We start from the raw sequence: 23,743 nt of genomic DNA on the forward strand, positions 1-23,743 counted from the left end.
GAAAAATCGCCCGTGGACCATAACAGGGCTGTTGCGCCAGGGGACGCAACGTCCAGGTGGAGACCCACTGGGGGTGGGCCCGCATGCCCCCCAGGTCCCTGTGGATGAACTGTGGAGGACGGGGGATGGGCTGTGGACAACCGGCCAGCGGATCCCCAGCCTGTGGATGCCCGGGGAAAACCGGCAACTTGCCCACATGTAGCAGGTCGCCGATTCCTGTGTGAATCCATGGGGTTGCTGACTTGTCCCCAACTCCGCGCCGCCTACCTCTTCTACCAGTTGATCAACACTACAAATAGACTGGTTAAAGAAGACGGGGCCTGTGCCTTCGCGTGGAGAGCGGAACCCCGACGGGCATCCGCTACAGGCTGCATCCGCTACAGGAGCGTGGCACGCAGCCGGTCCAGCAGGCCGGGCAGGTCGTGCAGCAGTTGCCGGTCCAGGTCCTCCAGCGCGGCGCGGAACATGGCCAGGTCCTCCGGCTCGCGTTCGGCGGTCACCATCCGGTGCAGGCCGCGCAGGCGCAGGTTGCGCTGGACCAGGCGGGCCAGGGTGTCCTCCAGCTCGTCGCCGAGCTCGGGGTCCAGGCGCAGCTCCTGCCCCACCAGCTCCCGGAGCTGTTCGACGCGGTAGGTGAGCTCCCAGCTCTCCTCGTAACCCGCGCGTCGGGGCACTGGCTGCCCCTGTGTCCACCGCTCGTTCACTCAGTCCTCTAGTGCGGCCGGGGCCGGGTGAGGCCTGTCAGGGACAGCCGGGTGCGCATGGGGTCCAGCTCCACGTGCATCCGGCAGTCCGCCACGTCCAGGCGCAGGGTGTAGGGAAAGCAGGGCGCACCGTCCGAGTGCTCCCGGCATGCATCGGCGCCTATCCGGAACAGCTCCGCCAGCACCGCCTGCCGGACCTCCGGTGCCAGTCCGTCCACCGTGGACTGGACGCCCCGGACGATAAGCACCGTGAATGCCTGCATTCCGAGAGAAACGCTGGAGGGGCTCGCCAGGGTCATGCGGCGAACCTTTGCCAGAACCGTACCTTGCAACAGGGATGTGTTTTCAGGGGGTTGGAGCGGACCAAAATGCTTTGGGCTGAAAAAAGTCCGGCCTTCCAGGGAGACGATCCTGAAGCCCCGGGGGGTGGGGTGCCGTCGGACATGGGGATGGAGAGGGGTGGTATAGGCCGGAGTCAGGGAGGCACGATGACGCGCGAGCGGACGGTGGAGAGGTGGGCTCCAACAAGCCTCCTGGGGGCCCTGGCGGCCGTCCTGGCCCTTCTGGGGGCCTGCCGGGACGAACCCCCGCTCACCGGCGCCCGGAGCCTCCTGCGGGTCTCCCAGGAGCTCGTGACCTTCCCGGCCAGCTACCCCGGGGTGCCGCGCGAGGTGGAGATCCGGGTGGTGAACGCGGGCCGGACCACGCTGGACGTGGAGTGGACGGCGCTGGCGCCGCCCTTCTTCGCTCAGGGGCTGCCCACGCGGATGGTGCCGGGGGAGGTGCCGGTGAAGCTGTTCTACCGGCCTGGGGCGACGGGCGAGGTGGAGGCCACGCTGACGGGCCGGGCGCCCGGGGGCGGGGAGGTGCGCGTGGTGCTCCAGGGGCAGGCGAACCCGATTCCCGCCTGTCCCACGCCGGTGGCCTGCCACACCGCCACGTTCGACCTCGTGACGGAGACGTGCGTGGAGGCGGAGGAGCCGGACGGCACGGCGTGCGATCCGGGCAACGCGTGCCTCCAGGACGCCACCTGCACGGCGGGGCGGTGCAAGGGGACGGAGCGCGTCTGCGACGACGGCAACGCGTGCACCACGGACGTGTGCAACCCGCTGGACGGCTGCACGGCGGTGCCGGCGCCGCCGTGTCCGGGGGATGGGAAGTGCCAGGTGGGCACGTGCGATCCGAAGGTCGGGTGCGCGCTGGCGAACGCGCCGGATGGCACCTTCTGCGGCCCGGAGCGCGGCTGCGACGTGGCGGACGTGTGTCTGGACGGGGCGTGCCAGCGGCGCGACCCGCCGGACAACTTTACCTGCGCGCCGGCCAGCCCCTGCCAGGGACCGGGCAGGTGCAAGGGGTCCGTGTGCGAGCGCCCCGCCGCGACGGCGCTGTTCCCGGACTGGACGTACGACGCGTCCTCCAACGGCGAGGCGCTGCACGACCTGCTGGTGGGGCCCACGGGGGACGTGACGTTGGTGGGGTTCTTCGTGCCGGCGCTGCTGGACGCGGCGGGCCCGGTGCCGGTGCGGGCGAGCGTGGCGGGCCGGCGGTGCATGCTGTGGAACGACCGGCTGTTGTGCATGGACCTGCCGCTGTCCGGGCAGGTGTCGCTGTTGGACAGGGCCACGGGCGCGCCGCGGTGGACGTTCGACCTGTCGACGGCGCGGCCGGACTTCGCCAAGGGGCTGACGACGCTGTTCATGGCGCGGCTGGGGGTGATGCAGCCGGATCGGCTGGCGGCGCTCTTCGAGGCGTATCCGGAGGGCACCACACGTGAGACGTTGTGTCGGCGGTACTTCCTCGTGGTGTTGGATGCCTTTGGCGGGATGGTGTCCGCGCAGGAGATCAAGGATCCGCTGCTCTCCGAGTGCAACCACCCGCACCCGTTCGGCGTGGCGTCGGATGCGTCGGGGGATTTGTACCTGTCCTTTGGACAGACGCTGAACGTGGGGGCGCCGCTGTTTCCGGGGGCGCCCACGTTGTTGATGGCGTTCTCTCAGGACGGGGTGCCGCGTTGGCGCAAGACGGAGGCGTTCAGCGCGGGAGAGCTGGCCATCGTGAACGGGCTGCTGCTCAACGAGCGCTCCACGCAGGCGCTGCGCACGCAGGACGGACAGGCGGTGGGTTCCCAGACATTCCCCAAGGGGCTGGGCCGCGCGGTGGCGACCTCCGAGCGCCTCATCCCAGCGCCGTCCCTGGATGACAGCACGCAGGAGTGGAAGCTCAAGGGGTACGGGTTGCCCGGGCTGGACGCGGCGTGGACGTACACGTTCCAGGGTTGGCCGGGGCCGGTGGCCCCCGAGACGCGGCTGGCGAGCTGGACGACGCGCACGGGGCTGCCGCCGGAGACGGTGGTGGTGGGCACGGGGATGAATGGGTCCGGGCTGCCCACGATGTTCGCGGTGAGCGCGCGCGACGGCAGTGAGGTGTTCCAGTGCCCGATGATCAACGCGGCGACGCCCGCGCAGTTCCTGGAGCTGGGGCCGGACAGCGTGGTGATGATGGACGGGGCGCTGACGTGCGGGGACTGCGATCCCCCGTTCGCCAACAGCCAGGCGCGGTTCCGGCGCTTTCCCATCCCCGGCCTCCAGCCCGCGGAGGAACCCTGGCCGGGCACCTTCGGCGGACCGGGGCATGACCACCACGAGGATCCGGTGCGCGGGCGCTGAAGCAGGAGGCGCCCGTCCTCAGGAGATCGCGCGGACCTTCCGGTCGGAATGGGCCAGCCGGATCCAGTCATCCCCTGACGCCTCCCCCAGCTGACCCCCTTCGTCGCGCACGACCATGTTGCTTCCCGTCACCTCGATGCCGCGGACCCGGTAGTGGCGCAGGCGGTGCAACAGCAGGTCCAGGGCCGAGCCCGGAGCGGGCACGGTGGTCCGCTGTTGAGCCTGGAGCAGGCCTGGGACGGTGGTCTGTGTCTGATCATCAAAGGCCCGTCCGCCCATGCAAATCGACAGGTTGATGGTGATCAACCCGTGCTCCGCCTTGAGGCCCGCGCGGTCCTGCCGCTGACCGATGGGCTGGAGGTTCTCCTCGAGTCCGTTCTGGTAGAGCCAGTCGGCGACGCGGGCACCGGACACCTCATCGGCCTCCATGTTGAGATGGCCTTTGCCGTCGCCATGGGAGCTCACCCGGAGCTTGCCCCGGTGGCTCCAGTCAGCGATCCAGCGCACCATGACCTCCCCGAGCCCGGAGGGAATCTGCCGGGTGAGATCGTCCATGGAGATGATGGTGGTGAAGTAGCTGGAGTTCGGGGAATAGCCTTCGTCCGGATTGAAGGTTTCGAGCCGCGATTCCAGATTGGCCAGCTGGTCCTTGAAGTCCTGAAGGGTGGACCGCATATGGGTCAGGCGAACGATGATCTGTTGGAAGCCGACCGGATTCAGGCTGGGGTTCCTGAAGTGCTGCCGCATCAACGATTCCAGATCGAACATCAATGTAGTGAACGCGCTGAGCTGCTTCGACACCTCGGGCTGTTGGTGGACGCGATGGAGTTCATCCATCCGAGCCTTGTGGGTGGACTGCAGGCGGACAAGAAATGCATTGGCTGGGGCCGCACCGAGCGCGGCCACGTCGGCCCTTCGCGCGGAGGCGAAGTCCACGAGGTCGCTCAACCCCACCTGTTGCTCACGCAGCGAGGCACGGAATGCCTGCGCGATGCGCCAGGACACGCGGACGCGTCCGTCCCCCGGGAGCCATGAGCGATTGAGCAGGTTCTTCTGCTCCTGGTAGCGAATCTCCGGAAGGATGTTGAGGGCGAAGTCGTACCAGCCCTGTTTGTCCGTGAGGTGCAGGTCCCAGAACCGGCTGTAGGCGTTTGGGTCCACTGGCGCCGGGAGGGGCGCGAGGGTCGGGGGAGGACCCAGCACGCGGCGCAGGCTCCGCCCCGTGATGTCGAAGATGGGAATGGGCGTCATGCCCACGTCGGGCTCTTCCATCAGGGGAGGAAGGTCATCGGGTTCGGCGTTCCGACCCTGGCCCCCGTTGGGATGACCGGGGAGGACGCAGCAGTGGAGATCGCACCAGAGGCAAGGCATGTGGAATTCCTTCGGGTGGCACGAGAGCGCGGACCAATTGCAAGCCATGGGCCTCCGGTCCTGAGCGGGCACTGTATGTCATCAACCCTTCCGGGCGCGTCGGGACGGTACGCAGCCGCTTGTCCTTGGGACGCCCAGGATGCGCCCTTCGCGCAGCGTGCCGTCCGCGTCCTGCGTCAGGGGCAGCCCCACCGCGGTGATGTCCCCGGGCCGCGTGCGCGTGAGCCACCCCAGCCAGGCGCAGACCGTGGCGTCCAACTGGTCGTGCGTGCACGTGCCCCCATCCACGAAGCGCAGACCTTTGGCTTCGAGCAGGGCCTGACGCCGGGCGCGTCCCTCCGGCGTGGCTTTTCTCCCCAACTTCTCCACAGCCAGCGTGCGCCACGTCGCGCCGGGGAAGGCTTCGAACAGGCGCGCTCGCGAAGGCTCCGGCGTGTCCAGGTCCAGCATGGGGACTCCGGCCCGGCCCCGCAGCGCGGCGAACAGCAACACGCTTCCGCGCACGAAGCCCGCGAAGGGTGGGCCGGGCAGGGGCAACACGTCTGGAGTCCTTCCCGGCGCTCGCAACCGCCGCTCCGCGTCCCTCACCCGGGTGCCGGGATTCGCCAGCGCCTGCGGCCCGTCCACCACCACCACGTCCCCGGGCCCCACGGGGAAGGCCTCCCGCAGGGCGTCCGGGTCCAATCCGTGACGTGCCTCGGCCCGAGGCCAGACGCGCTGGGAGAAGCGCACGTGGCCCTTCGCATCCAGCACGGCCTTGTCCACGGGGCGGGGCGCCCGGGCGAACGGGTCCGTCAAATCCCAGCCGACGAAACGGGTCGTCATCCCGTGCCTTCCTGCGGCGAGGTTGCTCGCCCGGCGTTAAGAGGGGCCGCCTCCCATTCCACCGAAGGTGACCCGCACATGCACTACCGCCCTCTGGGCCGCACCGGCCTGTTTGTCTCTGAACTGTGTTTCGGCGCCATGACGTTTGGCGGCGAGGGCTTCTGGAAGGCCATCGGGCAGCAGGGCCAGGCGGAGGCCGACAAGCTGGTGGGACGCTGCCTGGACGCGGGCATCAACTTCTTCGACACCGCGAACGTGTACTCGAACGGCCTGTCGGAGGAGCTGCTGGGCAAGGCACTGGCCCCGAAACGCTCCCAGGTGGTGCTGGCCACCAAGGTGCGCGGCCGCATGGGTCCGGGCATGAACGAGGTGGGCCTGTCGCGCTACCACATCCTCGACTCCGTGCACGCAAGCCTCAAGCGCCTGGGCACCGACCACATCGACCTGCTCCAGATTCACGGCTACGACGTGGCCACCCCGCTGGATGAGACGCTGCGCGCGCTGGACGACCTCGTGCGCGAGGGCAAGGTGCGCTACCTGGGCGCCTCCAACCTGGCCGCGTGGCAGCTCATGAAGGCGCTGGGCCTGAGCGACAGCCGGAACCAGTCCCGCTTCGAATCGCTCCAGGCCTACTACTCCATCGCCGGCCGTGACCTGGAGCGCGAGGTGGTGCCGCTGCTCAAGGACCAGAACGTCGGCCTGATGGTGTGGAGCCCGCTGGCCGGTGGCTTCCTGTCCGGCAAGTTCCGCCGCGACTCGCAGGGCCCCGAGGGCTCCCGCCGCGCCGCCTTCGACTTCCCGCCCGTGGACCGCGAGCGCGCGTACAACGCCATCGACGTGATGGACGTCATCGCCAAGGAGCAGAACGCCTCCGTGGCCCGCGTGGCGCTCGCGTGGCTCTTGCACCAGCCGCACGTCACCACCGTCATCCTCGGCGCCAAGACGGAGGCCCAGCTGGAGGACAACCTGGCCGCCTCCGAGCTGCGCCTCACCCCCGCCCAGTTGGAGAAGCTGGACGCCGTCTCCAAGCTGCCCCCCGAGTACCCGGGCTGGATGGTGGAGCGTCAGAACGCGGACCGCTTCCCCCCGGCCCGCTGACCCGGTTCCACCCGGAGTCCCATCCGTGCGGACTTTTCCAAAACCGCTGGATGGACCCGACCTGCTGCATGTGTCCGGACGACCGTGCAATCGGGATGCTCGGACTCCACTGACAGTCCGGGATGGCGAGCATCCAGGCAGTGAAGGGGCCGGGCCTCCAGGTGAGGTGAAAGACACGGAGGGTGTTTGGGATTGGGACGGACTCCCGATATCTTGGGGATTGTGAAGCGCTCGGTGAACCCGGGCGCGGTCCACGGAGCTCACGCGTCTGCCTGGCAACACCCCCGTGCGGTCGGGGTCGCGTGAAAAGAGTGCGGTCGCCCGGATGACCTTGGAGGTCCGGTGCGCGGCGGCTTCGTTGCTTCGTGGGGGGCCTGTCCGGGCCCCGGGAACTCCCCGGGGCCCGGGTAACCTTCATGCCGCCTGTCCGTCTGGACGGCTTCAGTTCTTGGAGTCGACGCGCGCGCCGCCGCTGACCTCGACCCGGGAGTTCTTGGGCCGCGCGGACAGGCTGATGACGCTGCCGCCGGACGCCTCGCCGGAGACGGTGCCGGGCGCGTCCGCCTCCACGATGGCGCCGCCGCTCGCGTCCACGTCCAGCTCCTTCACGCCCTGAAGCTGCCGGGCGTGGAGCTGGGCACCGCCGCTGACCTCGGCGTCCACCTTCTCCGCGCGGCCGATGAGCGTCAGTTCGGCGCCGCCGCTGACCTCCGCGTCCACCTCCCTCGAGTCCACGCCGCGCACGGTGAGCTCGGCGCCGCCGCTGGCCTCGGCCTCGAACTCATCGGACGCGGTGGCTTCGGCCTCCACGTTGCTGCCGCCGCTGGCCTCCACGTGGTCGATGCGGGGCGAGGACACGATGAGGCGCACGCGACCATTGAGGCCGCCCCACCAACTGCCCTTGCGGTCGATGCGCGTGGTGAGGACGCCGTCCTCCACCACCAGCCGGACGCGGGACAGGGAGTCGGCGGGTCCTTCCAGACGGACGGACTTGGGGCCCACCTTCACCTGGGCGTGCATGCCGTGGCCCACGGAGACGCCGTGGAAGTCCTCCACCTGGCGCGTCTCGCCGGCGGATTCACTGGAGGGGGCCTTCGCGTCCTCGGCGTGGGCGGTACAGGCGACGGTGGAGAGGCAGCAGGCGGCGAGCAGGGAAAGAGGGGCGATCCTCATGGTCGGCTCCAAGCGTGGCGCGGGACGTAAGGGCACGTCCCGGCGGATGCGTTCGTTACGCGGGAGCCGATGGGTTGATTGCGTATCCGCGACGAAAGCCGCGGGGCGCCTGTCAGGGATTGGCCAGCAGTTCCAGGGGGACCCGGACGGACGTGGTGTCGTCGGGTTTGATTTCCACGAGGAGCTTCAGGGGCCGGCCGGTGCCGTCCATGAGCTTCAGGGTGTGCCTGCCCACCGGGAGGGCGACCTTGGTGAGGGGCGTCTCTCCGAGCGAACGGTTGCCCAGGGACACGCGGGCGGAAGGTTCGGTGACGAGCGTCAGGAAGCCCTGGGGTGCGGCGGCTTCGGGGGTTCCGGCCGGAGCGTCTTCGACGACTTCGGGAGCTGCGGGGGGCTTGGGCTTGCGGACCGGGGTGGCGGTCGCGTCGCCGTCGCGCTTGGGGCGGCGCAAGCTGGTGGCCGGCTTCTTCTTTTCGGCCTGGGCGTCGTCGGTCAGAGCGTCCGGGTCGGTGGTTTCGGACGGTGGGGTCGTGGGCTCGGGGTCGGCAGGAGCCGGGTTCGCGGGCTCGCTGTCGGCGAGTTCGGTGGACGGTTCCGGCGTCGGCGGCGTCGGCTCTGGGACGGCGGGGTCGGTCTGGGGGGCTTCCGGCTCCGCGACGACCGGTGGAGAAGTTGTGGAGGACTTCCCGGACGGGTTCCGCCCGAGCAGCGAGTTCCACAGCGCGGCCACGCGCCCGCCATCCAGACCGAGCGCCACGGTGGTGACGAGGCCTCCGATGGCGAGGAGCACGATGCAGGCCGCGATGAGCGCACCCCGGCGGGACGCGGGCTTGTCCAGGAGGTCGTGGGTTTCGGTTGCCCGTTCGGAGGCGCGCGCCCCGTTGGAGCGGGTGGGGGGCGTGGACTGCTTGCGGCGGGATGAAGGAGCGCGGCGGACCGCGGGGGTGTTCTCCGGCGCCTCTTCCGGAGGCAGGGCCGGCGCGCGGGAGATGGAGGTCTCGCTGTCGTTGATGGACGCGGAGACCGCGTTGTGAGGCAGGGTGACGCGCATGCTGTCCTGGGTGGACGCACGCGGAGGTCGGGGACGGGAGTCTTCCGTGGAGTTGTTCGTGGCGTCACGTGAGGCGCGGGAACGTGCGTCCTCGGTGCCGGCATCGCGTGCGGAGCGTCCTCGTGCTTCTTCCGCGCCGCCATGCGCCACATCGCGCGAGGAGCGGACGCGCGTTTCTTCGGCACTGTTGTTCGTGGCCTCGCGCGGAGGCCGGGGACGGGAGTCTTCCGCGCCGCCATTGAAGGCTTCACGTGGAGGCTTCGGACGCGCGTCCTCGGTGGATCCATTCGGGGCATCGCGCGTGGGGCGCGCTCGCGCATCCTCTGGGCCGTTGGCGTGGTCCCTCGCGGACCTCGAACGGGCGTCCTCCGAACCGGCACGGGCGCGGGGCTCCTCCGGCGGCACGAATACCGGAGGCTCCCGGTGGGTTCGGGCCTTGGGGTCCTCGGCGGGCTGTGCTCCCACGCGGGACAGGGGCGTGAGGACCGTCTCTCCCTCGACGTAGCCGGGGGAGGTCTCGACGGTGGACGGCGTGATGCGCAGGACCGCATCCAGCACCACGGGCGGCAGGGCCGGCTGCGTGCGCACGCTGGGATCGGAGTCCTCGGCGCTGTCGGTCAGCGCATCCTGGGCGTGGGACGGCGGACGGTGCGGCTCCGTGATGGGAGGCGAGACCCGGCGCGAGGGCGGCGTCGCGGGCGCGGGCTTCCGCACGGCGAGCTCTTCCGTCGTGTTGCGACGCCCCAGCGCGTTCGCGGGCGGAGGGGGCGCCTTGGGTGGCGCGGGCGGCTTCACCGGCGCGGACGGGCGCGGCGGCAGCGCGGAGGAGATCTGCGGCAGGCCGGTGGGGGGCAGCGTGACGGGGTCCGGCGGCAGCTCCGCGCCTCGGGCCAGCACCTGCGCCACCTGCGTCTCGCTGGAGGTTCCGTCCCTGGTCGCCTGGCCGCTCATGAGCAACAGGCGGGTCTGGTCGCGGCGCTCGGAGAACAGGCGCAGCATCAATTCGCTGCTCTGTTCGGGGTGCCAGATGCGCGGGCCCACGGCGCGCTCGATGGCGCGGGCGAACTCCAGGGTGGTGGAGTAGCGATCCTCTCGCCGCTTCGCGAGCGCCTTGAGGACGATGGCGTCCAGCTCCGGAGGGATCTGCTTGTTCACGCGCGAGGGTGGCGTCACCTCTCCGCTGAGCACCGCGTTCATCATCGCGTCGGCGCTCTTCGCGTAGAACAGCCGCATGCCGGTGAGGCACTCGTGCAGCACCACGCCCAGGCTGAACAGGTCGCTTCGGGCGTCCAGCGGATCGCCCATGATCTGCTCCGGCGACATGTAGCCGCTGGTGCCCTTCACCATGCCCACGGCGGTGCGGCCCGCGCGCGCCAGGCTCTTGGCGATGCCGAAGTCGAGCAGCTTGGTGACGCCTTCGTACGTCACCATGATGTTCTTCTCGGCCACGTCCCGGTGCACCACGGGGGACGGCCGGCCGAGCGGGTCCGTGAAGGCGTGCGCGTAGTTGAGCGCCACCGCCGTGTCGCGCACCGCCATCAGGCTCAGGCCCATGGGGATGGGCTCGTGCGCGGCGCGGCAGGCGCGGGCGACCTCCACCAGGGTGGCGCCCGGCACGAACTCCATCGCGAGGAACAGCTCCCCGTCCGCCACGTCCAGGTCGTACACGTGCGCGATGTGGGGGTGGTTGAACGCGGCCGTCACCTTGGCCTCGTCCAGGAACATCCGGACGAACTCCTCCTCGCCCCGGATGTCGGGGAGGATCTGCTTCAGCACCACCATCTTGCGGAAGCCGGCGAGGCCCTTTTGGGCCGCGAGGAAAATCTCCGCCATCCCGCCCGTGGACAGGCGGCAGAGCACCTCGTACTTGCCCAACACCCGGCCGCGGAACCCGTCCGGAGTGAGCGTCAGCGTCGTCCCAGCCATTGAAGGGGTCCGACTCTACACCTGGGGCAGGCCGGTCGCGAAAGGCCCGGACCCCGGTTTCTGGACGGATGCCAGGGCTTCCGGGGATGAGACCTTCGTCCGGGTGAGGACAGGACCTCCGGGAAGTGTCCGCCACCCGAGGGGCGGGGCTCGGGGAGGGGGGGACCCGGGGGCGGGGCTGGCTACCGTGGGCGGTCTTGGGTTCGGGAAGGTGCGCGCATGCGGTCCGGAGCGAGGAGCCAGGCGGTGTGGTGGGCGGGGGTCCTGCTGGGCGTGCTGCTGGGGATGGGGGAGGCCCGGGCGACGGGGCTCCACGTGGATGTCGACCTTCAGACGTCGCTCTTCCTGGACCGCACGTACCTGTTCGCGTCGCCCAGCCGCATCCACCGCCTGGGGGACCCGGAGTCGCCCGCGCCGCTGCTCCTCGAGGGTCAGTTCGCGCCCAACCTCTTCCTGCCGCAGTTGCGGAAGAACGACTTCAAGCAGGACGGGCGGGAGACGCTGTTCTCCCTGGTGTTCACGCCGAAGATCCTGCTGCGGATGTTCAACACGAACAGCAACCCCATCCCGCCGCCGTCGTACATGCCGAAGTTCACGCTCCAGGCGGCGCACCTGCGGCTGTTGCATGGCCCGGACCCTGAAGGAGCGCCCCGGATGCTGGCGCTGGGGTTGAACGTCATCCTGGGCCACCACTCCAACGGCGAGGACGGGTGCTTCTTCGGGAACCAGACGGGGACGGACCCGGACTGCACGCCCGCGGAGGGGCAACTTCCGCTGAACGAGGTGACGGGGAGTTTCTCCACGAACATGCTGCGCTTCGAGGTGCACGGGCGGCTGGGGTTCGATGTGGATCCGCACACGTTGAGCGCATGGATCATCGGGGGCCATGCCTTCTACGAACTGAATACAGCGATCGGGCCCGGGGGACTGACTCCGCAGGAGCGCACGGTGTATGGGGTCGGGCACTGGGGGGTGGGGCTGGTGGGGGAGCGTGATGTGAACGGGAGCCGCTTCCGGCTGGAAGGGGCGCTGTCGCATCCGTTCGGTGAGACACCGAGTCAGCGGACCACGCTGAGCGTGGAGCTGGCGGCGAACCCATGGTGGGGGTCGGGCTTCGGGGTGTTCGCGCGGTACGTGAGGGGGCAGGACTACTACAACATCCTCTTCCTGGAGCGCATCAGCCTCTGGCAGTTCGGGCTTGTGTTTGATCTGAACCCGGGCGCGCGGTTGAAGACAGACAGTGGGAGGCCGCCCGGCTTCCAGTGACGTCCGGCCTGCTCACGGCTCCGTGAAGGCCGGGGGCAACAGGGCGCGGACCTCACCGGCGAAGACCGGGACGCTGCGGGCCAGTCCGTCCAGGAGTCTCATCAGGGAGATGGGTGGATTGCGCAGCGCCTCTGCCTGGGCCCTGAGCATTTCCAATACAACTTCCGGCGCCTGACTGAGCAGGTGTTGAAGGAAGGTGTCGGGACCTTGTGCCTGGAGGGTCGTGGGCAGGTGTTTCTTCCCGAAGTCACGCAGGTTGCTCGTGACGAGGGTCTGGGCACCCACGTGCACGGCGGCGGCGAGGACATGCCGGTCCTTCTCCGAATTGGTCATGGATGGGATGAGCCCTTCATGGCCCGTCACCATGGCCTCTGGGAAAGCGGCCTTCATGGCGGCCACGCGTCGGGCGGCCTTCTGCTCCGACAGACCGAGTGCGCTGACAAGGTTGCGGCGCGTCTCTTCGAGGATGAGCTCCGTCCAGTGGATCTGGATAAGTCCCTCATGGGCCGCGCTCAGCAATGTGTCGCAGACGGTGAGGGGAATCAGGACGTTCGCATCGAGGACGACCGGGAACGGGGCGTGAATCACGAGATGAGGGGCCCTCGAGTTCTCTTCATTCGAGTTCGGGGTAGCCCCCGGCGTCCTGGCTCTCGCGCATCATCGCGTCGAGCTGGATCCGGCGGTCGGACTTCTGGCGCGCGCGGTATTCGAGGACGTCCTTGCTGTAGACGCGCCGATGGGTGCCCGTGCGATGGAAGGGGATCCGACCCTCGTCGAGCAGCTGCACCAGGTACTGCCGTGACACGTTGAGCAGGTTCGCGGCCTGCTGGGTCGTGAGCTCCTTGTGGACCGGAACCACGGTGACCGCATCGCCCGATGCGAGGATGGCGAGCAGCTGCTGCATCAGCGTGAGCACATCCGTCGGCAAGGGCACGGATTCGTGGTTGGGGCCCAACAGCGAGAAGAGCGGATGTCCGCCCCCCTTCTCACCCAGCTCCCGGGTGATGAGCTGCGCGAGCTTCCGCACCTGCTCCAACGACACGTCACTGGCGGCGACGGGCTCTGACGCGCGGGGCGGAAGGGCATCAGCGGTCGGCGAAGTCATGGGTGCCTCCTCGGCCGGACACCACCGGGCCAGGAAGAATCATGGTCACATCCGACGCAAACGCAAGCCACCCCATATGGTCTGGCTGGAAGAAGAACCGTGAAAACGCCGTAACCGCAACCCGGAGGAGAAGAATCCGGGGATCTCCCCGTGCGCCCTGGAGGTGGGTTACGACGGCGGCGACATGGACACCTCCGCCTCCCCGCGCACCGTCACCGGCCGCGTCGACGTGCATCCCCGTGGCTTCGGCTTCCTCACCGTGCAGAAGCCCGGTGCCCCCGAGGTGCTGTCCGCCTTCATCACGCCACCGGACTTGAACCCCCTCTTCGCGGGCGACGTCGTCTCCGCCACCGTGACGGCCTCCGGCGAAGGCCGGTGGACCGCGTCCGGCCTGTCGCTGGTGGAGCGCACCCGCACCGTCGTCTATGGCGAGGTCGTGGCGCGCCGGGGCACCTTCTTCCTGCGCATCGACAAGGAGGTCTCCAACACCGAGTGGCCCCTGGACCCGGGCACCACTCCCGTCCAAGCCAATGACGCTGTCGTCGCCCGCATCGCGGACGGCAAGGTCGTGCTGCTCTACAAGCTGGAGCCCGGCGCTGACCGCTCCCTCGAACGCGTCATCGCCCGCCACGGCCTGCACCGCGACTTCCCCCAGGAGGTCGTCGCCGAAGCGCTCAGCGCCCGCGAGGTGCCCCACGCGCTGGGCACCCGCCGCGACCTCCGCGCCATCCCCACCGTCACCGTGGACGCGCCCTCCACCCGCGACATCGACGACGCCATCTCCGTGCTGCCCGCCGGCCCCGATGGCGCCGTGCGCCTGCTCGTGTCCATCGCGGATGTCGGCGAGTCCGTGAAGGAGGGCAGCGCCCTGGACCTGGAGGCCCGCGCCCGCGCCACCAGCGTGTACCTGGCCGGCCGCGTGCTCCCCATGCTCCCGGAGGAGCTGTCCTCGAACTGGCTCAGCCTCGTGCCGGACCAGGAGCGCCACTGCCTCACCGTGGAGCTGAGAATCGACCCCGACGGCCGCGTCACCTCCGCGGACGTCTATGAAAGCCTCATCCGCTCCTGGGCGCGGCTGAACTACGACGAGGTCGCGGAGTTCCTCGACGACGGCACCGTGTCCCCCGCCATGGAGTCCGTGCGCGAGGCCATGCCCTGGTTCCGGCTGGCGGCGGCCCGCCTCGCCGTGTCCCGCGCGGCCCGGGGCGGCATGGCGATGTCCCGCGACGAGGCGCGCTTCACCTTCGACACCTCCACCGGCGCCGTGTCCGGCCTCTCCGGCGAGAAGGACACCTCCGCGCACGGGATGATTGAGCGCTTCATGGTCGCCGCCAACGAGGCCATCGCCATGTGGCTGATGACGCGCGGCGTGCCCACCGTGTTCCGCGTCCACGAACAGCCGGACCCGCAGCGCGTGGCGGACGTGAACGCGTTCGCGCTGCATTCGGGGTTCGCGGCGGGCTTCGGCGCGCAGCTGACGCCCCTGGCCCTGGCCGCGTTCGACCGGCAGATCTCCGGCGCGAAGGCGGAGGCCGCGCTGCGCTCCGTGCTGCGCCGCTCACTGGGCCCGTCCCGCTACACCGTGAAGCCCGGCCCCCACTTCGGTCTGGCCGCGCCCCTGTACCTGCACTTCACGTCCCCCATCCGCCGGTACGCGGACCTCGCCGTGCACCGGCTCATCAAGGCGTACCTCCAGGGCCGCCGTGACTTCGTGCACGAGGATCCCGAGGTCGAGCTGCTCTCCCAGCACATCAACCTGCGCGCCCGCTCCGCCAACCGCGCGGAGGTGGACCGTCACCACGAACTGGAGGCCCGCTTCATGGCCTCCCGCATCGGGCAGCAGTTCCCGGCGCGCATCGTGCGCGTGAAGCCCTTTGGCCTCGTCGCGCAACTGGATGGCATGTGGGTGGAGGGCATGGTGCCCGCGGACGGCCTCGCCGGCGGTCCCTACCGCCCGGACGCGCGCGAGCTTTCCATGGTGGGCGCCAAGCGGACCTTCACCGTGGGCATGCCGGTGAAGGTCAAGGTCGTCTCCACCGACGAACAACTGGGCCGCGTGGAGTTCTCCCTGGTGGAGTGACGGCTCGGGCGCTTCAGCCCGCCAACGGCAGGCCCTCGGTGGACTCCACGAGGGCCTTTCCGCGCACCCACCCGAGCAGCCCGCTGGCCGAGCGCACCAGGTACCAGACGTCGTCCCAGTCGCCCTTCGCCGGCACGCTCGCGGCCATCACCTGCACCTTGGAGCCCTGCGCCGTGGTGGCCACCACCGCGGAGCCCGTGCGGGCCTGCGCCAGCGGGAACGACTTCTTCACCGTGGCCTCCACGCCCACCGCGTACAGCTCCTGCGGCACCAGGTTGAGCTTCCACGCCTTGCGGTCCAGCGCGTACTTCTCCCGCCGGTGCCAGAAGCCCATCCACGTATCGACCAGGACGATGCCGTTGCCCTTCGCTTCCGTGAGGGCCCGCACGTCACCCAGCGGCTTCACGGCCTTGCCGTCGTAGCCGTAGAGGAAGAAGCGGTGGTCGTCGTCCACGTCGCCCACGGAGTGCACGAGCAGCTCCTTCCACTTGTCGCTCGTGTCCAGGTCCACCACGGTGAAGCCGCTCACCTCGTTGCCGGCCGCGTTGCCCTGCACCGTGGCCGCGCCGACCTTCAACGTGAACTTCCCGTCAGCGCCCGGCGTCAACGACACCGCGTCGGGCTTGCCATCGCCGTCCAGGTCCACGTTCGCGGATTTCACGGGCGCGTCGTTCTGGGCCCCAGCCTGGGCTCCAGCGGGGGCGGCGGCGAGCAGCACGGCGGAGGACAGCACGGCCAGGAGGGACGTCTTCACGGGGGCAGGACCTTGGGTCAGGCAGGGACCGGGCACGCAGGCCCGGAAGCGCACGAAGGCGGAGCAGGCTAGCCGCCCGCCCCCGCCCCGGACACCCCGGCGTTCACCCCGAGCGGCGGAAGCGTCCCCGGAAGTGCCGGTCGAGGAAGGCCTCCGCCTGCGTCAGCGCCTCGCGGGCCTCGGGCGGAAGCGTGGCGGCCGCCGCCCTCGCCTGGTGGAGGGAAGAAGGCCCCCCCTCCGTTGGAGACAGCGCCCGCGTGACGGCCTCCACCCGGGCATGCGCGGCGTCCACCACGCCCTTCGCCTCGTCCAGGGACACCTCTCCCTCGGCCAGAGCGTTCAGCAGTTGGCAACGGTAGCGGCGGCAGGCCTCCGGACGCTCCGTGTAGACGGTGCAGCACCGGCCGTTCAACGCCGCGCAGGGCTGGGGCAGCACGACGGTGCCGTCTTCTCGCGCGGTGAGAGGCAGGCCACGTCGGGTCAGCGACCCCGACTCGTTGGGTTGGAGCGGCACGTGGGTGAAGAGCGTGCCGTCACAACACATGCCGCAGTGGAGACAGAGGGTGGACAGGGGCATGGCGCGGGTTCAGGGTGGCCCCGCTTCCGGCGCGGGACGGGGCCGTCCGGCATAACCGCTCAGAGGGGCGTGAGTCATCCCGGACGTGTTTCACGAAGGCTCGCCGCCCTCCGAGGCAGGGTACGTACCACCACCTGACATGCGACATGCCTGGGGCGTCCGGCGTCTCAGGATGAGCTGCCTTTCGTGGGTAACGCACGACCCGAGGATGGGACACGCATGCACCCGTCTTGGAAGGCCATGCGTCTGTCCGTGGAAGGAATTCTCCACACGTGAGAAGCCACTCTGCGACAATTCAAGGGTCGCTTGCCGACACGGCCCGAAGGTCCGAGTGCAAGCAGGATGAATCATCTCCACTCTGTGGGAATCCGAGTTCCCCGGGTCAGCCGTAACTGGGGAGAGCACAGTTTCTTCGGACGTCGTAGGATCATGCCTCGTAGGACATCGAGGGAGCCCCCCATGCACACGGACACTCAGGACGCGCCGGCCGGCCGCGAAACCCTTCTCGGATATCGGGTAGGGACGGAGTTGAGCGCGGCGGCATCGTTTGGCGCGCACTTCTCGCCCGGGCGTCTGGTGCAGTTGTCGCTGGAACACCTCACGCTCCACCTGGAGTCGCACACCGTGCCCCGCAAGGGACAGGCCGCTTCGGTGGTGGTGGGTGAAGGCGAACGGTGGGCCACCGCGCTGGACGCGGAGGTCATTGGTGTCAACGACGCGCGGCCGGAAGTCAGCCTGCGCTTCGTCGCGCCGCCGCTGGACGCGGGCCGTCGCATCGTGGGCCTGCTGGAGTCGCTGCGCGACAACGGCCTGTTGCTCACGCCGGAGACGCGGCCGGTGTGGCGCGAGCAGATCGACCGCGCGGACCGCGTGGCGCGCATCTGTGAGGCGCTCGCCTCGCGTCAGGCTCGCGGCGTGCTGCGCACCCAGGACGGTCAGCGCGTGGAGGTCACCGCCTCCTTCTTCGAGCCGCTCCAGGACATGTTCGGCTGGCGTCTGCACGGCGCGCTTCCCCCCGGCCCCTTCACCGTGGAGGCCTTCGGCTACAGCAGCGTGGTGCACCTCCAGGGCGAGGCCGCGCGTGTGGAAGGCGACCTGCTGGTGATGCCGGTGCCCACCTCCATCGTGCGCTTCCGCCACCGCTGGCTGCGCCGCACGCAGGCCAGCGCCTCGTGCACGCTGGACTTCGACCACCCGCTCTGGCCCCAGGTGCACGTGAGCCGTGGCCTGCTCGACGTTTCCTACGAGGGCCTGTCCTTCCTCACCGAGCCTGGCGAGGACCTGATGTACCCGGGCCTGCGCCTGCCGGTGGTGGAGGTGGCGCTGGATGGCCACGCGCCGGTGCGCCTGCGCGCGGAGGTGCGCAACATCTCCAGCACGCCCAATGGCCGCCGCTGCGGCGTGTGCGTCCGTCCGCTGGATGCCGAGGGCGCCAGGGCGTGGCGCGCGCTGGTGGAGGCGCAGGCCCATCCGACGACGAAGGTGGAAGGCGACTGGAACGACTCCACCTGGAAGCTCTTTGAGCGCTCCGGCTACTTCCGCCTGCCGGGCAAGGAGCCGGTGAAGTTCACCAGCCTGCGCGAACAGTTCGACCAGACGCAGGACAAGCTCCAGGAGAACCCCCGCCTGGGCTACCGCGTGGTGCGCCCCGCGGACGACGGCATGGAAGCGACGCTGTCCGTGCTCAAGCCCTACGCGGGAAGCTGGATGGCGCACCAACTGGCGCGGTACCAGCCGGCCAACAGCCGCTCCACCGCGCGCGAAGCGCTGCGCGACATCTACCTGCGCGGCTACGAGCCCACGCAGGCGGACCCGGAGGTGAAGTGGTTCTTCGCCTACTGCGAGGCCAACGTCCGCTGGGTGCGCTACACCAAGTTCGACTTCGCCACCTGGTACGCGCACACCGGCCAGACGTGCCTCGTGCCCTTCCGCCTGATGGAGGGCGAGGTGGACAGCACCTGGCCCGCGCCCGCCGGCATCGAACTGGACACGCCCACCGCCGAGGAGCGCGCGCGCTTCTTCGAGAAGGTGGCCACCAGCCGTCCGGAGGCCTACCGCGAGGCGCTGGACCTGGTGCCGGAGCGCTTCGACCTGAGCGCCACGCGCACCGGCTGGGGTGAAGCGGGCCTGTCCCGCGAGCGCGAGCTGTTGGTGGCCCGTCACGAGGGCAAGGCCGTGGCGCTGGCGGTGTTCGAGTCCGCGCAGCCGGGCCTCAACCTCTTCAACGTGCTGGACGGCGTGCGCCTGGTGCCGTTGGAGGACGACGCGCGCCCGGAGGTGCAGGACGCGTTCGTGGCGCTGCTGGGCCGCGCGGCGGAGTGGTACCGGGCCCGCGACCGCAAGGTGTTCGTCCACTACGTGGAAGGCACGTGCGTGGAGTACGCGGAGCGCGTGTCGCTGGCGGACCTGGGCGACGGCAAGCTGTGGGTGATGTCCGCCCGACTGCTGCCGGAGTTCCTGGAGCACCTGTGCGAGTCCACCACGCCCCGCGCGGCGTGATGGGCCCGTCTCTCACCGCACGGCGGGCCGGGGTCTCCCCTGGCCCGCGGCGGTCGGGGCCTTAAAGCCCTTCGTCGTCCGGGTCCGGGTAGGACTCCAGCTCTTCGTCCTCTTCCTCCACGGGCGCCGGGGCTGGGGCCTTGCGGTTCTTGCCGCCCTTGGTTGATTCCGCGGCCGGCAGGTCCGTGTCCGGGCCCACGACGTAGCCCTGGCGGCCCTGCTGGATGCGGCGCAACAGGCCCTCCTGCTCCAGCGCCTCCAGGAGGCGCGCGAAGGTGGAGAAGCCGTGGTCGCGCTCGTCGAAGTCGGGCTCCTTGCGGACGATGGTCTCCTTGATGAGCGACGGGTTGAGCGGGCCCGTGGCGCGGCGCAGCAGGCTCTGCACCACCTCGCGAGCGATGGCCGGCACCTCCGCCTTGTTCTTGCCGCCCTTGCCCTCGTGGCCTTCCTTGCCGGAGGACTCGGCCTTGTGGCCCTTGCCCTCGTCCTTGTTGCCCTTGCCGCCGCGCTTGCCGCGGCCCTCTTCCTTGTCGCCCTTGCCCTTGCCGCCGTGGTCCTTGTCCTTCCCACCGTGGGACTTGGGCCGCATGTAGATGAACTGGTCGCACGCGTTCACGAACATGCGGGAGCTGGCTTCCTTCACCGCCAGCCCGATGACGGTGCGGCCGTTCTCACGCAGCTTGTACGCCAGCGGGCAGAAGTCGCTGTCGCCGGAGCCGATGACGAAGGTGTCGATCTGCTCGCGCGCGTAGCACAGCTCCAGCGCGTCGATGACCAGGCGCATGTCCGCGCTGTTCTTGCCAGCGCGGGTGGAGGGGGGCACGTCCACCAGCTCCACGCCCACGTCGTGCAGGCGCACCTTCGCGTCCGCGAAGCGCGACCAGTCGCAGTAGGCGCGGCGGAAGACGACCTTGCCCTGCTCCAGCAGCTGGTCCAGCGCGGGCTGGAGGTCGAAGTTGTTGGAGCTGATCCCGGTGTTGGTCACCAGGTTCTCGAAGTCGATGAAGAGGGCGATGCGGTGCTGCTCGTCGGTGCGTCCAGCCAAAGGTGCCTCGTATTTTTGCCGCGCTCACGCGGCGCGAGAAAAGACAGACAGGGGGCAATCCGCGAGGGGTTGTCGGCCCGTGCGCGCTCCACCCTACTGTGTTGCCGCTCCCACGGGCACGGCCCGTGTCCTGCCGCTGAACATTCAGCGCCTCCCACCCTACGTTCAGGGGTGAGCCAGGGGGCAGTGCCCCCCGCCACGGAGGTGTCACGATGATGCGCAGATTCCCCAGAGGATGGCGAGCGATGCTGTTGAGCACGCCCATGCTCGGCCTGTTGCTGGTCCCGGTCATGGGCCAGGCCGAACCGCCCGACGTGGGCAAAGCCCAGGATGTGGGTTCGCACGTCTACAACGAGCCTGCCAGCACCAGCCCCTCCAACGTGGTGGGCACCGTCTCGGACAGGAACCCCTCGCAGCTCACCCGGAACCTCGCCATCCGGCAAATCAATCCCGACGCGGAGCGGATGCGCGAGGTGATGGGGCCGGTGGTGAAGCGGGACGGGCTGATCCTGTATGTGCACGACGTGTCGGGGCCGGTGGTGCCCCTGGACATGAGCGCGCTGCGAATCAACAAGCTGCCGCAGAAGGGCCAGGAGATCGTGGCCACCTACCAGGTGGAGGGAAAGACGAGCAACATGGCCCTGTCCATCCAGGGCGAGAAGCTGGACTAGCGCTCAATCAGGGGAGCGAAGGCGGCGTTCAGTTCGCCTTCGCGCCCCGCACCTCGTCCAGCACGCTCAGGTCCACGAGTCCCGCGATGTCGTCGCTGGGAATGAAGCCCAGCTCCTTCGCGTGACGGGCGGACGTCGCGAGCGCGGCGGGCACCGGGTCCAGGCTGGGCTCCAGGCGGGAGAAGGCGTCCTGGAGCACCGGCCCCGGCAGGGGCTTCTGCGTGAGCTGGCCGAAGGCGGCGTTGGTGGACGTGGCGAAGGCGGCCGGGTCCGCGCGCCAGCGCTCGGTGAGCCGCACGTGCGTGCGAAGCAGCGCGGCGATGCGCGAGCGCTGCGTCTCCAGCACCTTCTTCGTCGTCACGACGACCGTGGTGGGGAAGCGCTTGTCCGGCCACAGGTCGCGCTCGTCCACCAGGATGTGGCCTCCTCCTTCGGCCAGCATGCGCGCGCCCCAGGGCTCCGGCACCCACGCCCCCTCGATGGCGCCCTGGAGGTACTGGCCCAGGATGTCCGGGTTGCTGATGGGAATCACCTGCACGTCGCCGCCCGCGTCCGTGGCGATGCTGAGTTTCTGACCCTTGAGCCAGGTGCGCAGGGCGATGTCCTGGGTGTTGCCCAACTGCGGCGTCGCCAGCTTCTTGCCCTTGAGCTCCGCGGCGCTCTTCGCGTTCTTCACCACCAGCACCGCGCCGTCGTTCACCGCGCCCGCGATGATGCGCAATTCCCTGCCGGCCTTGAGGTACGTGTTGATGGCGGGGCCGGGCCCCACGTAGGCCACGTCCACGGAGCCCGCGACCAGCGCCTCCATGGCGGCGGGGCCCGCGTTGAACTGGCGCACCTCCACGCGGCCCATGCCGGGCTGCGAACCGAAGAGGCCCTCGGAGTTCGCCACCAGCGCCTGCGCGTGCGTGATGTTGGGGAAGAAGGCCACGCGCAAGGGAGCGTCGGCGCCCGTGGGCGTGTCGCTCTTGCAGGACGCGATGCCGGTCAGGACGGCGCAGAGGACAAGAAGGTGTTTCATCGGGCGCGCGGAAGGCATTGCCGTCACGCTAACGGGCAAACCGTGCCCGGTATCAATGCCCTTGAGGGCGAAGCGCCGGGAAGCGTCGTGGGGCGCACACCGGAAGCCCGGCCGGAGTCCGGGCCTACGCCGTCAGGCCCCACCGGCGCCGCAGCCGCGTCTCCACCGTCTGGAACAGGACGCGGTCCACGGTGATGCCAATGAGGATGATGGCCAGCATCACCGCCATCACCTGCGCCACGTCCATCAACTCGCGGCCCATGGTGAGCAGCTGGCCCAGGCCGCCGGAGACGAAGAGCAGCTCTCCCGCGAGCAGCGCGCGCCACGCGAAGCTCCACCCCAGCTTCAGGCCGGTGACGATGCCGGGCAGGGCGCCGGGCAGGAGCACGCCGCAGTAGAAGCGCAGGCCGCGCACGCCCAATGTCCGCGCCACGCGCGCCAACTGCGGGTCCAGGCCGTTGACCGCGTCCTCGGTGGCGATGGAGATGCCCAGCACGCTGCCCATCACCACCACGAAGAGGATGGCGCCGTCGTTGAGGCCGAACCACAAGAGGGCCAGCGGCAGCCAGCAGATGGAGGGCAGCGCCTGCAGGCCCATCACCACGGGCTTCACCGCGTTGCGGAAGAAGGCCAGCCGCGCGATGAGCAGCCCCAGCGGCACGCCGATGGCCACCGCCATCAGGTAGGCGCGAAAGAGCCGTCCCAGCGAGCGCGCCGTCGCGCCGCCCATCCGGCCGTCGCGCACCATGGCGATGAGCGTCTCCACCACCTCCAGCGGGCCGGGGAACAGGTGCTTGTTCCACACGCCCGCGCGCGTCAGGCCCTCCCAGAGGGCGAACAGCAGCGCGATCAATCCCAGCTTCTGCGCCCACTTCAGCATGGCGGGTACCTCACCGACCGGTCACGGCACTGGGACGCGGCAGGCTGGAGGGGGTCTGGGTGCGGCGGGGCACAAGCTCCTGGCGCTGGGCTTCCAGCGGGGAGAACTCCCCGGCGCGCAGCCGGTGGCGGATGTCGCGGGCCATCGCGTCCAGCGACGGGTCCTCCAGCGAGCGGGGCATGGGCAGGTGGATCTCCAGGTCCTCCACCACGCGGCCGGGGCGGGGCGCCATCAACACCACGCGGGTGCCCAGCATCAGGGCCTCCTGCACGTCGTGGGTGACGAACACCACCGTCTTGCCGGAGCGCAGCCAGATGGCCTGAAGCATCTCCTGCATGTGCACGCGCGTCTGGGCATCCAGCGCGCCAAACGGTTCGTCCATCAGGAGCACGGTGGGGTCCACCGCGAGCGCCCGGGCGAGGCTGGCGCGCATCTTCATGCCGCCGGACAGCTCATGGGGCAGCGAGTCCGCGAAGCCCTCCAGGCGCACGCGCTGGATGAAGATGTCGGCGCGCTCGCGGCGCTGGGAGCGGGGCACGCCCCGGGCCCCCAGCGCGAAGGTGATGTTGCCGCGCACGGTGAGCCAGGGAAACAGCGCGGCCTCCTGGAACATCAGGAGCCGGTCCGGTCCGGGGCCCTGGATGGACTTGCCGTCGATGGCCACCGTGCCGCCGGTGGGCGCCACGTGGCCCGCGAGCGCGTAGAGCAGGGTGGACTTGCCGCAGCCGGAGGGGCCGAGCAGGCAGACGAATTCGCCCGAGCGGACGTTGAGGTTCACGTCCTGGAGCGCGACGACCTTGTTGGCGAACTGATGGCCCAACTGGGCGATGGCGATCTTCGCCCGGTCCGCTTTCACGTTCGCGGGCCGCAACAGGCGGGGAGCCACCTTGCGCAGGCCGCGCAGCCGCTCGATGAGGCGTCGAACCATTCGCCACAACCTATTCATCTGCCCCGAGGTCGCACAGGGCCACTCGCGGAAGCGGGCAGGCGCCATCCACTGGAGGACAGGTGGGGGCGTCCGGGCCGGCTGG

General features: G+C 69.8%; 20 protein-coding genes. 6 read left to right on the forward strand and 14 right to left on the reverse strand.

Annotated features, from left to right (window positions below; translation table 11 throughout):
- Positions 1-377 precede the first annotated feature (377 nt).
- A complete protein-coding gene (locus tag OV208_RS07405) occupies positions 378-704 on the reverse strand; it encodes a hypothetical protein (protein WP_267573112.1) in 327 nt (108 codons plus the stop codon).
- An 8-nt stretch (positions 705-712) separates the two neighbouring features.
- A complete protein-coding gene (locus OV208_RS07410) occupies positions 713-1,003 on the reverse strand; it encodes a hypothetical protein (protein WP_267573113.1) in 291 nt (96 codons plus the stop codon).
- A gap of 189 nt (positions 1,004-1,192) precedes the next feature.
- Here OV208_RS07410 and OV208_RS07415 point away from each other — a divergent pair, with 189 nt between their 5' ends.
- Positions 1,193-3,370 (forward strand): tenascin-X, encoded by a 2,178-nt coding sequence (locus tag OV208_RS07415; RefSeq protein ID WP_267573114.1) that lies wholly within the window; start codon positions 1,193-1,195, stop codon positions 3,368-3,370.
- 18 nt (positions 3,371-3,388) lie between these two features.
- Here OV208_RS07415 and OV208_RS07420 read toward each other — a convergent pair whose 3' ends face one another.
- Together OV208_RS07420 and OV208_RS07425 are read right to left on the reverse strand one after the other, a co-directional pair.
- The gene (locus tag OV208_RS07420; protein ID WP_267573115.1) at positions 3,389-4,642 is read right to left on the reverse strand and encodes a hypothetical protein; all 1,254 of its coding nucleotides are present in this window, start codon (positions 4,640-4,642) and stop codon (positions 3,389-3,391) included.
- 180 nt (positions 4,643-4,822) lie between these two features.
- Positions 4,823-5,566: a DUF429 domain-containing protein gene (locus OV208_RS07425; RefSeq protein ID WP_267573116.1), complete on the reverse strand. Its 744-nt coding sequence runs from the start codon at positions 5,564-5,566 to the stop codon at positions 4,823-4,825.
- Between the two features lie 78 nt (positions 5,567-5,644).
- Here OV208_RS07425 and OV208_RS07430 point away from each other — a divergent pair, with 78 nt between their 5' ends.
- Complete coding sequence (locus OV208_RS07430; protein ID WP_267573117.1) at positions 5,645-6,664, forward strand: aldo/keto reductase; 1,020 nt, start codon at positions 5,645-5,647, stop codon at positions 6,662-6,664.
- Between the two features lie 441 nt (positions 6,665-7,105).
- Here OV208_RS07430 and OV208_RS07435 read toward each other — a convergent pair whose 3' ends face one another.
- Complete coding sequence (locus tag OV208_RS07435) at positions 7,106-7,837, reverse strand: head GIN domain-containing protein (protein ID WP_267573118.1); 732 nt, start codon at positions 7,835-7,837, stop codon at positions 7,106-7,108.
- Positions 7,838-7,949: 112 nt separating this feature from the next.
- Positions 7,950-10,814 (reverse strand): serine/threonine-protein kinase, encoded by a 2,865-nt coding sequence (locus OV208_RS07440; RefSeq protein ID WP_267573119.1) that lies wholly within the window; start codon positions 10,812-10,814, stop codon positions 7,950-7,952.
- 219 nt (positions 10,815-11,033) lie between these two features.
- Between OV208_RS07440 and OV208_RS07445 the strand changes: the two genes are divergently transcribed.
- Positions 11,034-12,080 (forward strand): hypothetical protein, encoded by a 1,047-nt coding sequence (locus OV208_RS07445; RefSeq protein WP_267573120.1) that lies wholly within the window; start codon positions 11,034-11,036, stop codon positions 12,078-12,080.
- A gap of 12 nt (positions 12,081-12,092) precedes the next feature.
- Here the strand turns inward: OV208_RS07445 and OV208_RS07450 are convergent, their stop codons facing one another.
- A complete protein-coding gene (locus OV208_RS07450) occupies positions 12,093-12,668 on the reverse strand; it encodes a PIN domain-containing protein (RefSeq protein WP_267573121.1) in 576 nt (191 codons plus the stop codon).
- Between the two features lie 25 nt (positions 12,669-12,693).
- Positions 12,694-13,185 (reverse strand): helix-turn-helix domain-containing protein, encoded by a 492-nt coding sequence (locus OV208_RS07455; RefSeq protein ID WP_267573122.1) that lies wholly within the window; start codon positions 13,183-13,185, stop codon positions 12,694-12,696.
- A gap of 184 nt (positions 13,186-13,369) precedes the next feature.
- Between OV208_RS07455 and OV208_RS07460 the strand changes: the two genes are divergently transcribed.
- Entirely contained in the window at positions 13,370-15,265 is a 1,896-nt protein-coding gene (locus OV208_RS07460; RefSeq protein ID WP_267573123.1) for a ribonuclease R family protein, read from the forward strand.
- A 13-nt stretch (positions 15,266-15,278) separates the two neighbouring features.
- Here the strand turns inward: OV208_RS07460 and OV208_RS07465 are convergent, their stop codons facing one another.
- Both OV208_RS07465 and OV208_RS07470 read right to left on the reverse strand, forming a co-directional pair.
- On the reverse strand, positions 15,279-16,019 hold the full coding sequence (locus tag OV208_RS07465) for an SH3 domain-containing protein (RefSeq protein ID WP_267573124.1): 741 nt from the start codon (positions 16,017-16,019) through the stop codon (positions 15,279-15,281).
- Between the two features lie 103 nt (positions 16,020-16,122).
- Positions 16,123-16,596 (reverse strand): YkgJ family cysteine cluster protein, encoded by a 474-nt coding sequence (locus tag OV208_RS07470; RefSeq protein WP_267573125.1) that lies wholly within the window; start codon positions 16,594-16,596, stop codon positions 16,123-16,125.
- Between the two features lie 459 nt (positions 16,597-17,055).
- On the opposite strand from OV208_RS07470, the gene OV208_RS07475 reads away from it, so the two are divergent.
- The gene (locus OV208_RS07475; RefSeq protein ID WP_267573126.1) at positions 17,056-19,095 is read left to right on the forward strand and encodes a PilZ domain-containing protein; all 2,040 of its coding nucleotides are present in this window, start codon (positions 17,056-17,058) and stop codon (positions 19,093-19,095) included.
- 61 nt (positions 19,096-19,156) lie between these two features.
- Here OV208_RS07475 and OV208_RS07480 read toward each other — a convergent pair whose 3' ends face one another.
- Positions 19,157-20,140 carry an NYN domain-containing protein gene (locus OV208_RS07480; RefSeq protein WP_267573127.1) on the reverse strand — a complete coding sequence of 328 codons (984 nt, stop codon included), beginning with the start codon at positions 20,138-20,140 and terminating at the stop codon, positions 19,157-19,159.
- A gap of 245 nt (positions 20,141-20,385) precedes the next feature.
- Here OV208_RS07480 and OV208_RS07485 point away from each other — a divergent pair, with 245 nt between their 5' ends.
- On the forward strand, positions 20,386-20,811 hold the full coding sequence (locus OV208_RS07485; RefSeq protein ID WP_267573128.1) for a hypothetical protein: 426 nt from the start codon (positions 20,386-20,388) through the stop codon (positions 20,809-20,811).
- A 28-nt stretch (positions 20,812-20,839) separates the two neighbouring features.
- Here OV208_RS07485 and OV208_RS07490 read toward each other — a convergent pair whose 3' ends face one another.
- The 3 genes from OV208_RS07490 to OV208_RS07500 all read right to left on the reverse strand — a co-directional run bounded on the left by OV208_RS07490 (position 20,840) and on the right by OV208_RS07500 (position 23,640).
- A complete protein-coding gene (locus tag OV208_RS07490; protein WP_420714987.1) occupies positions 20,840-21,850 on the reverse strand; it encodes an ABC transporter substrate-binding protein in 1,011 nt (336 codons plus the stop codon).
- 106 nt (positions 21,851-21,956) lie between these two features.
- Positions 21,957-22,712, reverse strand: coding sequence for an ABC transporter permease (locus OV208_RS07495; RefSeq protein ID WP_267573130.1), 756 nt, complete (start codon positions 22,710-22,712; stop codon positions 21,957-21,959).
- Between the two features lie 10 nt (positions 22,713-22,722).
- Entirely contained in the window at positions 22,723-23,640 is a 918-nt protein-coding gene (locus OV208_RS07500) for an ABC transporter ATP-binding protein (protein WP_267573131.1), read from the reverse strand.
- Positions 23,641-23,743: the final 103 nt, after the last annotated feature.

Source organism: Corallococcus sp. bb12-1 (genome assembly GCF_026626765.1).
Lineage (GTDB): Bacteria > Myxococcota > Myxococcia > Myxococcales > Myxococcaceae > Corallococcus > Corallococcus terminator.

Excerpts from the sequence above, each read along its gene's own strand:
- OV208_RS07410 (WP_267573113.1), bottom strand. The coding sequence starts at position 1,003 with ATGACCCTGGCGAGCCCCTCCAGCGTTTCTCTCGGAATGCAGGCATTC.
- OV208_RS07415 (WP_267573114.1), top strand. The coding sequence starts at position 1,193 with ATGACGCGCGAGCGGACGGTGGAGAGGTGGGCTCCAACAAGCCTCCTG.
- OV208_RS07420 (WP_267573115.1), bottom strand. The coding sequence starts at position 4,642 with ATGGAAGAGCCCGACGTGGGCATGACGCCCATTCCCATCTTCGACATC.
- OV208_RS07425 (WP_267573116.1), bottom strand. The coding sequence starts at position 5,566 with ATGACGACCCGTTTCGTCGGCTGGGATTTGACGGACCCGTTCGCCCGG.
- OV208_RS07430 (WP_267573117.1), top strand. The coding sequence starts at position 5,645 with ATGCACTACCGCCCTCTGGGCCGCACCGGCCTGTTTGTCTCTGAACTG.
- OV208_RS07435 (WP_267573118.1), bottom strand. The coding sequence starts at position 7,837 with ATGAGGATCGCCCCTCTTTCCCTGCTCGCCGCCTGCTGCCTCTCCACC.
- OV208_RS07440 (WP_267573119.1), bottom strand. The coding sequence starts at position 10,814 with ATGGCTGGGACGACGCTGACGCTCACTCCGGACGGGTTCCGCGGCCGG.
- OV208_RS07445 (WP_267573120.1), top strand. The coding sequence starts at position 11,034 with ATGCGGTCCGGAGCGAGGAGCCAGGCGGTGTGGTGGGCGGGGGTCCTG.
- OV208_RS07455 (WP_267573122.1), bottom strand. The coding sequence starts at position 13,185 with ATGACTTCGCCGACCGCTGATGCCCTTCCGCCCCGCGCGTCAGAGCCC.
- OV208_RS07460 (WP_267573123.1), top strand. The coding sequence starts at position 13,370 with ATGGACACCTCCGCCTCCCCGCGCACCGTCACCGGCCGCGTCGACGTG.
- OV208_RS07470 (WP_267573125.1), bottom strand. The coding sequence starts at position 16,596 with ATGCCCCTGTCCACCCTCTGTCTCCACTGCGGCATGTGTTGTGACGGC.
- OV208_RS07475 (WP_267573126.1), top strand. The coding sequence starts at position 17,056 with ATGCACACGGACACTCAGGACGCGCCGGCCGGCCGCGAAACCCTTCTC.
- OV208_RS07485 (WP_267573128.1), top strand. The coding sequence starts at position 20,386 with ATGCTGTTGAGCACGCCCATGCTCGGCCTGTTGCTGGTCCCGGTCATG.
- OV208_RS07490 (WP_420714987.1), bottom strand. The coding sequence starts at position 21,850 with ATGCCTTCCGCGCGCCCGATGAAACACCTTCTTGTCCTCTGCGCCGTC.
- OV208_RS07495 (WP_267573130.1), bottom strand. The coding sequence starts at position 22,712 with ATGCTGAAGTGGGCGCAGAAGCTGGGATTGATCGCGCTGCTGTTCGCC.
- OV208_RS07500 (WP_267573131.1), bottom strand. The coding sequence starts at position 23,640 with ATGGTTCGACGCCTCATCGAGCGGCTGCGCGGCCTGCGCAAGGTGGCT.